Annotated in this window: 10 protein-coding genes; 5 read left to right on the top strand and 5 right to left on the bottom strand. The window is 65.2% G+C overall.

Features of this window, described 5'->3' with window-relative positions; all coding sequences use genetic code 11:
* Positions 1-121 precede the first annotated feature (121 nt).
* Together GYA95_RS11470 and GYA95_RS11475 are read right to left on the bottom strand one after the other, a co-directional pair.
* Positions 122-1,321 carry an MFS transporter gene (locus GYA95_RS11470; protein ID WP_015270671.1) on the bottom strand — a complete coding sequence of 400 codons (1,200 nt, stop codon included), beginning with the start codon at positions 1,319-1,321 and terminating at the stop codon, positions 122-124.
* Positions 1,322-1,426: 105 nt separating this feature from the next.
* Positions 1,427-2,332, bottom strand: a complete 906-nt coding sequence (locus tag GYA95_RS11475; protein ID WP_015270672.1) for a LysR family transcriptional regulator — start codon at positions 2,330-2,332, stop codon at positions 1,427-1,429.
* A 117-nt stretch (positions 2,333-2,449) separates the two neighbouring features.
* Between GYA95_RS11475 and GYA95_RS11480 the strand changes: the two genes are divergently transcribed.
* The 3 genes from GYA95_RS11480 (at position 2,450) to GYA95_RS11490 (ending at position 6,947) form a co-directional block, all read left to right on the top strand.
* The gene (locus GYA95_RS11480) at positions 2,450-2,800 is read left to right on the top strand and encodes a cupin domain-containing protein (protein WP_015270673.1); all 351 of its coding nucleotides are present in this window, start codon (positions 2,450-2,452) and stop codon (positions 2,798-2,800) included.
* A gap of 334 nt (positions 2,801-3,134) precedes the next feature.
* Positions 3,135-5,552, top strand: coding sequence for a glucose/quinate/shikimate family membrane-bound PQQ-dependent dehydrogenase (locus GYA95_RS11485; RefSeq protein ID WP_015270674.1), 2,418 nt, complete (start codon positions 3,135-3,137; stop codon positions 5,550-5,552).
* A 126-nt stretch (positions 5,553-5,678) separates the two neighbouring features.
* Positions 5,679-6,947, top strand: a complete 1,269-nt coding sequence (locus GYA95_RS11490) for a carbohydrate porin (protein ID WP_015270675.1) — start codon at positions 5,679-5,681, stop codon at positions 6,945-6,947.
* A gap of 324 nt (positions 6,948-7,271) precedes the next feature.
* On the opposite strand, the gene argE is transcribed toward GYA95_RS11490, so the two are convergent.
* Both argE and GYA95_RS11500 read right to left on the bottom strand, forming a co-directional pair.
* Complete coding sequence (argE, locus tag GYA95_RS11495; RefSeq protein ID WP_015270676.1) at positions 7,272-8,432, bottom strand: acetylornithine deacetylase; 1,161 nt, start codon at positions 8,430-8,432, stop codon at positions 7,272-7,274.
* Positions 8,425-9,102, bottom strand: coding sequence for a DUF1028 domain-containing protein (locus tag GYA95_RS11500; protein ID WP_015270677.1), 678 nt, complete (start codon positions 9,100-9,102; stop codon positions 8,425-8,427). The genes argE and GYA95_RS11500 overlap by 8 nt, the downstream gene beginning before the upstream one ends.
* A 371-nt stretch (positions 9,103-9,473) precedes the next feature.
* On the opposite strand from GYA95_RS11500, the gene GYA95_RS11505 reads away from it, so the two are divergent.
* Together GYA95_RS11505 and GYA95_RS11510 are read left to right on the top strand one after the other, a co-directional pair.
* Positions 9,474-10,793, top strand: a complete 1,320-nt coding sequence (locus GYA95_RS11505; protein ID WP_015270678.1) for a flavin-containing monooxygenase — start codon at positions 9,474-9,476, stop codon at positions 10,791-10,793.
* Positions 10,793-11,209: a RidA family protein gene (locus tag GYA95_RS11510; protein WP_015270679.1), complete on the top strand. Its 417-nt coding sequence runs from the start codon at positions 10,793-10,795 to the stop codon at positions 11,207-11,209. Before GYA95_RS11505 ends, GYA95_RS11510 begins: the two co-directional genes overlap by 1 nt.
* A 100-nt stretch (positions 11,210-11,309) precedes the next feature.
* Here the strand turns inward: GYA95_RS11510 and GYA95_RS11515 are convergent, their stop codons facing one another.
* Entirely contained in the window at positions 11,310-13,715 is a 2,406-nt protein-coding gene (locus tag GYA95_RS11515) for a TonB-dependent receptor (RefSeq protein ID WP_015270680.1), read from the bottom strand.
* Between the last annotated feature and the right edge of the window lie 37 nt (positions 13,716-13,752).

A 13,752-nucleotide genomic window follows, 5' to 3' on the forward strand; every position in this document is an offset into this window, starting at 1 on the left:
AAAGGGCTGCAACGCAGCCCCGGCAATATCAGCAGCGAAGCCGATATCCCGGGGCCGCTGCGCGCCCCATCGCGACACAAGGCCGCTCCTACAGGGATCGCGACAACCTGTGGGCTCGCATTCAACCCCGGCGCGCTTTGGTCAGGAAGATGATCAAGGCCACGCCCGGCAACCCCGCCCCCACCAGCGCCACACCCTGCCAGCCGAACTGGCTGAACACCGCACTGGCCACCGCCGAACCCAGCGCCCCACCCAGGAAGATGCTGGTCATGTACACCGCGTTCAGCCGCCCGCGGCTGGCCGGGTCCAGCGCGTACACTTCACGCTGGCCTATGACCATGTTCATCTGCACCGCAAAATCCAGCAGCACGCCAGTCAGCCCCAGGCCGATCACGCTGTAGCCCGGCACGGTCAGCCCCAGCAACAGTGCCGCCGGTGCCAGTAACAACGCCAACAGCGACCCGGCCCGGGCATGCCCGGCATCGGCCAGGCGGCCGGCCATGGGTGCGGCGACGGCGCCTACCGCGCCCACCAGGGCGAATACCGCGATCTGGCTCTGCGACAGGCCATGCTCGGTTGCCAGGGCCATCGGCGCCGCCGTCCAGTACAGGCTGAACGCCGCGAACATCAACGCCTGGTACAGCGAGCGCTGGCGCAGCAAGGGATAACGGCGCAGCAGCGTGAGCAGCGACAGCATCAGCCCGGCATAGCTGGCCTTGTGCTCGGGCACCCGCCGCGGCAAGGTCAGGGCCAGCAGCAGGATGATCGCCAGCATCACCCCGGCAGCGCCAATGAACACCGCACGCCAGCCGAAGTAGTCGGCCACCAGGCTGGACAACGGCCGCGCCAGCAGGATACCCAGCAGCAGGCCGCCCATGATGTTGCCGACCACCCGCCCACGCTGCTGCTCCGGCGCCAGGTGCGCCGCCAGCGGAATGAGCATCTGCACCGCCACGGAACTGAAACCGATCAGCAGTGCATAGCCGAGGAACAGCTGGCCCTGGCCGCTGCTGCTGGTGCCCGCCAGCAGCAGACTGACGCAGGCCAGCACGGCGGTAGCCACCATCAAGCGGCGGTTTTCCAACAGGTCGGCCAGCGGTACCAGCAACAGCAGGCCCAAGGCATAGCCAAGCTGCGTGAGCGAAACGATGAGGCTGGCATGCTCGATGGACAACCCCAGGTCCGGGGCGATCAGCCCGACGATGGGTTGGGCATAGTAGATATTGGCGACGATCGCGCCGCAGCAGAACGCCAGCAGGGCGACCAGGGCCCGGCTGAGGCCGGTGGCGGCAGGCTGCGCGGCGGCAAGGGAGGGATTCATGCGAGTGTCCTCGGCGATGGCTGGAATATGCCGGCCACCTTACCCAGACGCACTCCTGGCGAGAATCCAGCGCTGGCGCAACAGGGCTTTGCGCATTGCGCAACACTAGGTGCTGCGCTGCAGCAAGTTTTCGCAAAAGTCGATAAAGGCACTCACCCGCCGCGAACCACGATGGTTGGGCAGGTACAGAGCGTTAATGCTGTCATTGGCCGCGCCGGGGCTGGCCTGCCAATCGGGGAACAGCCGTTGCAGGCGCCCGGCCGCCACATCCTCACGCACCAGCCAGTCGGCCAGCAGCGCGATGCCGCTGCCCGCCAGTGCGGTTTCGCGCAACATGTCGGCATTGGCGCTGCGCAACGGCCCGCTCACGTCCAGTTCCAGACTGTCCTGCCCACGGGCCAGGCGCCAGGGGCGGCCTTTCTGCCCGTAGCGAAAGCGCAGGCAGGCGTGCTCGAGCAGCTGCCGCGGATGCTCCAGCGGGTCACGCCCGGCCAGGTAGCCCGGGCTGGCCACCAGCCAACGCTGGAAGCGACCCAGCTGGCGGCATACCAGCTCGTCATTGGGCGAGGGGTCGCCCAGGCGGATCGACAGGTCATAGCGCCCGTCAAGCAGGTCATCCAGGCGGTCGCTGAGGTCGATGTCCAGCTCCAGAGCCGGATGTTGCGCCAGGAACGGCCCCAGGTGCGGGGCGATGACCCGCCTGCCGAACTCCACCGGCAAGCACAGGCGCAGCACACCGACAGGCTCCTCGCCCCGGTCGGCGACACTGGCATCGGCCTCGTCCAGGGCCTCGAAAATACCCCGCGCGCGCTCGTAATAACGGGCGCCGGCCTCGGTCAGGCTGACCTGGCGCGTGGAGCGGTTGAGCAAGGTGGCGCCCAACGCCGCTTCCAGGGCATCGACCAGGCGCGTCACCGACGATGTCGCCAGCCCAAGCTGGCGTGCGGCGGCAGAAAAGCCTTGGGCATCGACGGTGGCCACGAACATTTTCATCGCCAGGAGTTTGTCCATTTGTTGCCCGTCTTCCAAATCCCGGAAAGTTCTTACAAACAGCGGGGCCGGTCAAGAAGCGCGGCGCGCGGCAATTGCGTCCATAGTGGAACTACCCCCTTCCAAGCGAGGTTTTCCATGATCCCGACCAACCTGCTGACTGCCCTGCCCCCTTGCGACCCCACCAGCTCCGAACGGGTCGACCAACTGCTCAGCCGCCCAGGTGTGCGTGTTGAGCGTATCGTTTCCAGCGGCCAGGCCAGCCCGCCCGGTTTCTGGTACGACCAGGCCGAGGGCGAATGGATCGTGCTGCTCAGTGGCGCCGCCGGCCTGCGCTTCGAGCACGAGAGCCATACCCGCCTGCTGGCGCCGGGCGATTGCCTGGACATCCCGCCGCATTACCGCCACCGCGTGGAATGGACCGCCCCCGGCACCGCCACCATCTGGCTCGCGGTGTTCTACAGCAGCGGCACTCCGTGGCCGACATGAAACGGTGGCCGCCTGTAGGAGCAGCCTTGTGCTGCGAAGGGGCCAGTCCTGCCGACACACCCGCTGCACTCGTAGCGGCCTCTTCGCAGCACAAGGTTGCTCCTACACAGAGCACACCGCCGACCTTCACACTCAAGCATAGCCTGAGTGCCCGCTACATGAATCAGCACGAACACCTCGTAGAATGCAATTTTAATCGCATGATCTAGACTTTTAGCCACACCTTGCAGAGTTCAGCCCTGCGACAATCCGCCCCACAAAATTATGTACCAACTTGTTAATTAGCAAGCTAAGAGATTACACTGCGCGCATTCCACCTGCTGAGATCCCTGGCATGAAAGAAACACCGCGCGCCTCTGGCGCCACAAACATCATCCTGGTCGGCCTGGGCGTGATCATCGCCCTGCTCGGCCTCCTCCTGGCTGCGGGCGGCGTCAAGCTGGCCGGCCTGGGAGGTTCCTGGTACTTCCTGATCGGCGGCCTGGCCATGGCCATCGCCGGCGTTCTCATCGCTCGCCGCAAGCCGGCTGGCGCCTGGCTGTACGCGGCGTTCCTGGTCGGCACTGCCATCTGGGCGCTGATCGACGCAGGCCTGGTGTTCTGGCCGCTGTTCTCGCGCCTGTTCATGTTCGGCGCAATCGGCATGGTGGTGGCACTGGTCTACCCGCTGCTGGCCCGTGCCAATGGCACCAGCGCCGGCCGCGGTGCCTATGGCGTTGCCGGGGTGATGGCCGTGCTGCTGGTGGTCGCCGCCGGCAACATGTTCGTCGCCCACCCAAGCGTCGCCCCCACCGGCAAAGGCCCGGGCATGACCCCGGTCGAGGCCGGCAAGGCGCAGAAGGACTGGGCTCACTACGGCAACACCGAAGGTGGCAGCCGCTTCGCCGCGCTGGACCAGATCAACCGCGACAACGTCAACAAGCTGAAAGTGGCCTGGACCTACCGCACCGGTGACGTGGCGCTCAGCGACGGCAACGGCGCCGAAGACCAGCTGACCCCGCTGCAGGTCGGCAACAAGGTGTTCATCTGCACCCCGCACAACAACCTGATCGCCCTTGATGCCGACACCGGCAAAGAGCTGTGGAAGAACGCGATCAACGCCCAGTCCAAGGTCTGGCAGCGTTGCCGTGGCATGGCCTACTTCGACGCCACTGCCGCCATCGCCCAGCCGACCCAGCCGAACAGCTCGCCAATCACCGCGGCCAGCGTACCGGCCGGTGCCAACTGCCAGCGTCGCCTGCTGACCAACACCATCGATGGCCGCCTGATTGCCGTCGACGCCGACACCGGCGAGTTCTGCCAGGGCTTCGGCAACAACGGCCAGGTCGACCTCAAGGCCGGCCTGGGCGATGTGCCGGACTCCTACTACCAGCTGTCCTCGGCCCCACTGATGGCCGGTACCACCGTGGTGGTCGGCGGCCGCGTCGCCGACAACGTCCAGACCGACATGCCAGGCGGCGTGATCCGTGGTTTCGACGTGATCACGGGTGAAATGCGCTGGGCCTTCGACCCCGGCAACCCGGAAGATCGCCAGGCACCGCAGGGCGACAGCACCTATGTGCGCAGCACCCCCAACAGCTGGGCCCCGATGTCCTACGACCCGGCGATGAATACCGTGTTCCTGCCGATGGGCTCGTCGTCCACCGACATCTACGGTGTCGAACGCAGCAAGCTGGACCACACCTATGGCGCTTCGGTACTGGCGCTGGACGCCACCACCGGCAACCAGAAGTGGGTGTTCCAGACCGTGCACAACGACCTGTGGGACTTCGACCTGCCGATGCAGCCGAGCCTGATCGATTTCACCAAGGACGACGGCCAGTCGGTACCTGCAGTGGTAATCGGCACCAAGGCCGGGCAGATCTACGTGCTCGACCGCGCCACCGGCAAGCCACTGACCCAGGTCGACGAAGTACCGGTCAAGCCAAGCAACATTCCCAACGAGCCGTACTCGCCAACCCAGCCGAAGTCGGTGGGCATGCCGCAGATCGGCGCGCAGACCCTGACCGAATCGGACATGTGGGGCGCAACCCCGTACGACCAGCTGCTGTGCCGCATCGACTTCAAGAAAATGCGCTACGACGGCCTGTACACCGCCCCGGGCACCGACCTGTCGCTGAGCTTCCCGGGTTCGCTGGGTGGCATGAACTGGGGCAGCATTTCCACCGACCCGGTACATGGGTTCATCTTCGTCAACGACATGCGCCTGGGCCTGTGGATCCAGATGATCCCGTCGCAGAACAAGGGCGGTGCCGCTTCCGGTGGCGAAGCGCTGAACACCGGCATGGGTGCAGTACCGCTCAAGGGCACCCCGTATGCAGTGAACAAGAACCGCTTCCTGTCGGTGGCCGGCATCCCGTGCCAAGCGCCGCCATTCGGCACCCTGACCGCCATCGACATGAAGACCCGCCAGGTGGCGTGGCAGGTACCTGTGGGTACTGTCGAGGACACCGGCCCGCTCGGCATCCGCATGCACCTGCCGATCAAGATCGGCCTGCCGACCCTCGGCGGCACCCTGTCGACCCAGGGTGGCCTGGTGTTCATCGCCGGCACCCAGGACTTCTACCTGCGCGCCTACGACAGCAGCAACGGCAACGAAATCTGGAAGGCTCGCCTGCCAGTGGGCAGCCAGGGCGGCCCGATGACCTACGTTTCGCCGAAAACCGGCAAGCAGTACGTGGTGGTCACGGCTGGCGGCGCGCGCCAGTCGACTGACCGTGGCGACTACGTGATTTCTTACGCTCTGCCGTAAGACCGCGTCGCCTTCATCGCCGGCAAGCCAGCTCCCACAGGATCGTGCCACCTGCAAAGGCAGCGCAGACCTGTGGGAGCTGGCTTGCCGGCGATGAGCCCCTGAAAAACAACCTGAGATTCAGCAATGCCATCCGTAATTCGCATCACCCCCACCCTGCTGCTGGCCCTCGCCAGCAGCACCGCCCTGGCCGACGGCGACCTGATGACACGCAGCACCATGACCGGTGACTGGGGCGGCCTGCGTCACCAGCTGGAAGAAGACGGCGTCAGGTTCACCGGCGACTACAGCGGCGAAACCGCCTACAACGCCCATGGTGGTCTGCACCGCTCGGCGCGCTACTCGCAAAACCTGAAACTGGGCGTGCAGTTCGACCTGTCGAAACTGTATGGCCTGGACAACGGCGGCAAGGTCCAGCTGACCATCAACGACCGCCGCGGCAACAGCGCCTCGGAAGACCTGGTGGGCAACCGCCTGCCGATCCAGGAAAACTTCGGTGGCCTGTACACCCGCCTGACCGAGCTGAGCTACGAGCGTACCCTGTTCACCCCGGCGCTCAACGTCAAGCTCGGCTACATGGCCATGGGCAACGACCTCGGCGGCCTGGACAGTGGCATCCTGTGCAACTTCATGAACGCCGGCTTCTGCGGTCACCCGCTGAACATGTCTGGCGGCAGTGGCTGGACCAATTACCCCAATGCCCACCTGGGCGTACGGGTGAAGTACGACCTGTCGCCATCCTGGCAACTGCGTGTGGCGGCGTTCAACGTCGACCCGGAAAGCAACGGCAACTCCAGCCGCGCCTGGCACCTGGGCCCCAAGCACACCACCGGCACCGTGGTACCGGTAGAGCTGGTCTATAAGCTGCAGGGCGAGCTGCCTGGCGAGTACAAACTGGGCTACTACTACGACAGCTCCGACGTGAAGCGCATCGGCAGCGACGAGGAAGTGTCCGGCCGTGGCGGCCACTACCTGCTGATCGACCAGGCGGTGTGGAACGACCAGGGCTTGCCGGGCCGCAGCCTGCATGCCTTCGGCCAGTACTCGGCGTCGAGCAAGGCCGCCTCGCCATTCACCAAGTGGTATGGCGCCGGCGTGGTGCTGTACAAGCCGTTCGCTGGTCGCCCGAAGGATACTGTGGCCCTGGGCTATGGCCGTGCCGTACCCAACCCGCGTAGCCGCGACGTGCTGGAAGATGCCGCGTTCGATGCCGGGCAGCAGTTCCCCGATATCGACAGCGCCGAGCAGCTGGTCGAGCTGAGCTATGGCTACCAGGCCACGCCGTGGCTGAACCTGCGCCCGGATGTGCAGTACATCATCGAGCCGGGCGCGTTCTCCGGGAAGGACATCGACAACGCGCTGGTGGTTGGCCTGCAGGTCAAGGCTACCTTCTGAAACCTTGATTGGGGCTGCTCTGCAGCCCTTCGCGGGCACGCCCGCGCTCATAGAACAACACATGACTCATTGGTTCGGCGAGGCTCTGTAGGAGCAGCCTTGTGCTGCGAAGAGGCCGGGGCTGACAAAGCCTGTCTATTGGCTGTACCGGCCTCTTCGCAGCACAAGGCTGCTCCTACAAAGGACGCGTCAGACGAGCGATATTGGTTCTCTGCGCGACAGCGCAGCCCAAAGGGCTGGGCAATCTCCCACAGGTATATCACCGGCTGGCCTGGCGGTGCTGTACCTGTGGGAGCGGGCGTGCCCGCGAAGAGGCCAGCGCAATCAACCCTGCCTGAGGTAATCCACCAACCTCAGCAACATGGCATCACACCCCCGCAACTGCTCGACACTGACGAACTCATCCGGCTTGTGCCCCTGGTTCATGCTCCCAGGCCCGCACACCACAGTCGGGATGCCCGCCTGGTCGAACAGCCCACCTTCGGTACCAAACGCCACGGTACCGAACTCATCCGAACCACTGAGCAACGCCACCAGGCGAGCCGCCTCGCTATCCGCTGGCGTGGCCAGCCCCGGATATGCACTCAACGGCTGCAGGCGAATGGCGCTGGCGGCATTGACCTTGCGCATGCGCGGCAGCAGTTCGGCCTCGGCATAGGTTTGCAACTGGTCGGCCACTGCCTGCGCCTCGAACCCAGGCAAGGCCCGCACTTCGAAATCGAATTCGCATTCCGCCGGCACGATGTTCAGCGCCCTGCCCCCTTTGATCACACCGGTCTGCACAGTGGAGAACGGTGGGTCGAAGCGCTCGTCGTGATGCTCCGGCAACGCCAGGGCATCACCGATATCACCCAGCTTGCCGATCAGCTTCGCCGCATACTCGATGGCATTCACCCCATACGGCGCGTACGCCGAGTGGCAGGCCGCGCCATGTACCTGGCAACGCATCGCCAGCTTGCCCTTGTGCCCCAGCACCGGCTTGAGTTCGGTGGGTTCGCCAATCAGGCACAACCGTGGCTTGTGCGGGCGCTGCTCGAGCGCGGCCAGCATCGAGCGCACCCCCAGGCAGCCGACTTCCTCGTCGTAGGAGAACGCCAAGTGCACCGGCATGCGCAACGGCTGGGCGAGAAACGCGGGTACAGCCGCCAGCACCGAAGCGATGAAACCCTTCATGTCGGCCGTGCCGCGGCCGTACAGGCGCCCGTCGCGTTCACTCAGGGCAAACGGCTCGACTGTCCAGGCCTGGCCGTCCACCGGCACCACATCGGTATGCCCGGACAACACCACGCCGCCAACATCCCGGGGGCCGATGGTGGCGAACAGGTTGGCCTTGGTACCTTCCGGGTTATGGAACAGTTCGCTTTCCACCCCCAGCTCGGCCAGGTAGTCGCGGATGAAGCTGATCAGTTCGAGATTGGAATCCCGGCTGACCGTGGCAAAGCCGATCAGCCTGGCCAGCAGCGCGCGACTGGCAAATTCACTCATCGCCCGGCACCCCGTAGCTTGGCGCGGCAGTCGGGTTGAGGGCGCGGGTGACGTAGTCCTGCATCTGCGGCCGATATGCCTGCCACAGGCCATCGAGCACACCGATCGGGTCTGCTTCGGCCCAGTCCACACGCAGGTCCACCAGTGGCCAGGTCAGTTCGCCGGCAATCTTCAACGCCGCCGAGTGCACAGGCCCCGCCTCGCCGCCTGCGGCCATCGCCGCGTGCATGGCCGCCAGCAGGCGGTCGGCCAGATGCCCGCCGGCTTGTTCAAAGGCCTGCACCATCGCCTCGATCACCTGGGGCGAGGCCAACAGGTTGCCTGCCGCCGCACATTGCTCACCGGCCACGGCGTGGTGCGTGCCCAGGGCTTCCTTGCCAGTGAACAGCGCGACCTGGCCATGGCTGTCGATCACCGTGAGCTGGCGATACTCGCTCCAGCCGTTGGCGCTCAGCACCCGGTCCAGCGCAGCGGCAGGCGGCAACTGGCCCTGTTCCAGGGCATCGAGAATCTGCGGACCCAGCGCCGGCAAGGTGATGTTCTGGGTGGCGACCGCGCCCACACCGGCACGTACCCACGGGCAGCGGGCGCCCACGGCGATGCTCGAAGAGCTGATGGCGATACCGACCTGGCCGGTTTCCTGGCAACGACCGATGATGGAAAAAGTCATGTCATGGTTCCTGTTGTGCTGTGCGATACACGGCATTCTGGGTTGAACCTTTCGGCCGGCGAAACGACCTTTTTCCGAGGGGTTAGGCAGGAAAAAACTTTGCTCTGGCTGAGATCGAGCGCCGCCCGCGCGGCGCTTCGCAGCACAAGGCTGCTCCTACATCTGTTTCGGGCCAATTATTCCTGTCGGCACAGCGCGCGGTCCCTTGGCGTCCAACTCGCAAGCCACAGAATCCAGGGCCTTCGCCGTTTTATCGGCAAGCCCCAGCTAAATACTATTTTCGCCATTTCCACAGCATCCCTAGTCTGGCCCCAGGCAACGGCGGTCCTCCAAACCGACCTGACAAAAACCGCCTGAACAAGGGCTCGGACATGACACTGAACAACCTCGAAATCGACACCCTCGTCGTCGGCGCCGGCCAGGCCGGCGTGGCCATGAGCGAACACCTGAGCAAGCTTGGCGTGCCGCACCTGGTGCTGGAGCGCAAGCGTATCGCCGAGGCCTGGCGCACCGGTCGCTGGGACTCGCTGGTGGCCAACGGCCCGGTCTGGCACGACCGCTTCCCGGGGCTGGAATTCAACCTCGACGCCGACGCCTTCGCCGGCAAGGACCAGGTGGCCGACTACTTCGAGCAGTACGTACGCAAGTACAACCTGCCCGTACGCACCGGCATCGAAGTGAAGAAAGTGCTGCGCAACAGCGACCGCCCCGGTTTTACCATCGAAACCAATGAAGGCGTGATTCGCGCCAACCGCGTGGTCGCCGCCACCGGCCCGTTCCAGAAACCGGTAATCCCGGCCATCGCGCCGAAAGACAGCAACCTGCACCAGATCCACTCCGCGGCCTATTACAACCCCGAGCAGTTGCCAGAAGGCGCTGTGCTGGTGGTCGGCGCCGGCTCCTCCGGCGTGCAGATCGCCGAAGAACTGATGCGTGCCGGGCGCCAGGTGTACCTCTCGGTCGGCGCCCACGATCGCCCGCCACGCGCTTACCGCAACCGCGACTTCTGCTGGTGGCTGGGCGTGCTGGGTGAGTGGGATGCGGAAATCGCCAAGCCTGGCCGCGAGCACGTGACCATTGCCGTCAGTGGCGCCCGTGGCGGCCACACCGTGGACTTCCGCGCCCTCGCCCACCAGGGCATGACCCTGGTCGGCCTGACCCAGTCGTTCGAGAACGGCGTGGCGCGCTTCCAGGACAACCTGGTCGAGAACATCAACCGCGGCGACGAAAACTACCTGGCCCTGCTGGATGCCGCCGATGCCTACATCGAACGCAACGGCCTGGACCTGCCGGAAGAGCCCGAAGCCCGCAAACGCCTGGCCGACCCTGAGTGCATGCGCAACCCGCTGCAGCAACTGGACCTGGCCAAGGCCGGCGTCACCAGCATCATCTGGGCCACCGGTTACGGTGTCGACTTCAGCTGGCTGCAGGTAGACACCTTCGACGCCAACGGCAAGCCCCAGCACCAACGCGGCGTGGCCCGCGAGCCGGGTGTGTACTTCCTTGGCCTGCCGTGGCTGTCGCGTCGTGGCTCGTCGTTCATCTGGGGCGTGTGGCACGACGCCAAGCACGTCGCCGGCCACATCGCCACGCAACGCACCTATGCCGCCTACCGCGACCGCGAACAACGCGCAGCGGATGAGCAGCAGCAACCCAAGATCAGCAACGTCAGCACCCTCGGAGCCCACTGATGCCTACTCATACCCGCATCCGCATGTTCAACACCAAGGCCACCTACCCCAACCAGACCCTGGACAACGACCTGTGCCAGGCGGTGCGCGCCGGCAACACCATCTACGTGCGCGGCCAGGTCGGCACCGACTTCGAAGGCAACCTGGTGGGCCTGGGTGACCCACGGGCGCAGGCCGAACAGGCAATGAAGAACGTCAAGCAACTGCTCGAAGAAGCCGGCTCGGACCTGTCGCACATCGTCAAGACCACCACCTACATCACCGACCCGCGCTTCCGCGAGCCGGTGTACAAGGAGGTAGGCAAGTGGCTCAAGGGCGTGTTCCCGATTTCCACCGGGCTAGTGGTGGCCGGGTTGGCCCAGGCCGAGTGGCTGATGGAGATCGATGTGATCGCCGTGGTGCCTGATTCGGTCTGACCGATCGGTTCAACCTGTAGGAGCGGCCTTGTGTCGCGAAAGGGCCGCAACGCGGCCCCAGGATTGATGCGCAACGGAACGCACCCACTTTTAAAATGGGCTAGAAACCCACTGTCGCCGACAGCAGGTAGGTACGCGGCGTAGACAGCGTCAGCCCCGGCTCGCTGTCATCCGAGGCCCCGGCCGAACTCCAGTAGCGGTCGTCCAGCACGTTCTCGACACTGGCACGCAAGGTAACCTGGGCGGAATTCACCTTGAACGCATAACGCGCACCCACGTCGTAACGCTCCCAGCCTTCGATCTGCTTGCTGTTGTTCTGGTCCAGGTACTGCGAGCTCGAGTGGATGCCCCGCGCCGTCAGGGTCAGGCCGTTCACCCCAGGCACATCCCATTCTGCGCCGAGGTTGACGTTGTACTCGGGCGTGGCCGGCGCGCGGTTGCCATCGTGGGCGCCACCGATGGTGTCGGTCAGTTCGCTGTCGATATACATCACCCCGCCCAGCACACGCACGCCTTGCACGGGCTCGCCGAACACGCTCAGTTCGATACCGCGGTTGTCGCGCTTGCCATTGGGGCCGAACACCCGCGATATGGGGTTGGTTTCATAGGCGGGCTGGCGGATGCGGAAGGCACTGGCGGTAAAGGCGACCTGGCCCAGGTCGTACTTGGCCCCCACCTCGACCTGGCGGCTGGTGAACGGCGGGAAGATCTGGTCTTCGTTGACCGATGTCGACGGCGCAATCTTGCCCTGGCTCAGGCCCTCCATGTAGTTGGCATACAACGACAGCTGGTCGGTAACCTTGAGCAGCACGCCGCCCGAGGGCGACACCTTCTCTTCATCGTAGGCGGTATCCCCCTTGATGCCGTCGCTCCAGTCATCCACCTGCACCCGCTGCCAGCGCGCCCCAAGGGTCAGCAGCAGGCGGTCGTCGAAGAAGCCCAGGGTGTCGGCCAGGGCCACGCCGGAAAAGCGGTTTTCCGTGTACACCTCAGGATCGATGCGGGTTGGCGTGCCCGGTGTCGGCGTGGCCACCGGGTGGTAGAGGTTGCTGGGCGCCGAGGCATAGCGGGCGCCGCCGTTGGTGAAGTCCATGTAGAAGTAGGTGGCGGCCAGGTTCAGCTCGTGGCTGACCGGCCCGGTATGGAACCAGTTGCGCACGCCGGCCATGGCGGTACGCACGGTTTCATCCCGGGTGAAGTCGCGCGGCTGCACGGTGAAGTCGCCGGCATCGTTGCTGATCGACACGTTGTGGCGCAGGAAGTCATGGTTGCTCTTGCGCGCGCCGACCGCGCCATAGGCCAGCAGCGACTCGCTGATATCGTACTCGGCATGCAGCGCACCGAAGGTGTCGTTGGTGCGCGCCTTGCTCCAGGCCTGGGCGTAATTGTGGCGTACGTCGTTGGCATCCGGCACCTTGGCATTGGCACCGACCAGCACCCGCTCCTGCGGTGCATCGGTATCGCGCTCGGTATGGCCAAGGTCCGCCGAAAGCCGCAGGCGCTCGCCACGAAAGTCCAGGCCCAACACCGCCATTTCACGTTCGACTCGCTGGTGGTCCCATTCGGTATCGCCCGCCTGTTTCACGCCATTGAAGCGCACGCCGAACTGCTGGCCTTCGCCAAAGCGCCGACCAACGTCCACCGCACCGCCTGCCTGGCCGGCCGAGGCATAGCTGCCGGTAAACTCGGTGAGCGGCTGGTCGCCGGCTCGCTTGGGCTGCACATTGATGCCGCCGCCGACACTGCCTCGCGGCGAAATGCCGTTGATCAGCTGGCTGGGGCCTTTGATGATGTCGACCCGGTCAGCCATTTCCATGTCGATCGAGTAGGTCGGCAGGATGCCGTACAGGCCGTTGTAGGCCACATCACTGTTGAACAGGCTGAAGCCGCGAATGGTGAACTGCTCGAAGCGCCCACCCGCCGGGTTGGTGGCGCGTACCGATGGGTCGCTGGCGATCAGCTCGCCCAAGGTTCGCGCCTGCTGGTTCTTCACCAGTTCGCTGGTGTAGCTGGTGATGCTGAACGGGGTTTCCATGAAGTCGCGCGTGCCGAGCAGGCCCTGTGAACCCTGACGGGCCACCTGGCCACCGGCATAAGGTTGCGTTTCGTTGCCTGCGGCCAGGCCACCGACGATGCTGGTCGGGGCGATTTCAAGCGCACCACCCGCCTGGGGTGCCGGCATCAATGTGAAAGCGCCCTCGCCCACCGGCAGCAACTGCAGGCCGCTGCCGCGTAGCAGCTGGGTGAAGCCTTCGTCGACGCTGTAGCTGCCGGACAGGCCATTGCTCTGCCGGCCGTTGACCAGCGCCGGGTCCAGCGACAGGCTGACCCCGGCCTGGTCGGCAAACTGGGTAAGTGCCGCACCCAGGCTGGCGGCTGGCACCTGATAGCTGCGCCGGGCAGGTTCATCGGCCCAGGCCGGTGTACACAACAACAGGCTCATGGCGAACAACGGATGTGCCGCACGCGCCAGTGGACGCAGGCGGCTGGACATGACAACAGGCATTGAACAAGGCTCCCCTTTATTTGCTCCTACCGGTAAT

Origin of the sequence: Pseudomonas asiatica, from assembly GCF_009932335.1 — a bacterium.
GTDB classification, from domain to species: Bacteria; Pseudomonadota; Gammaproteobacteria; order Pseudomonadales; family Pseudomonadaceae; genus Aquipseudomonas; species Aquipseudomonas asiatica.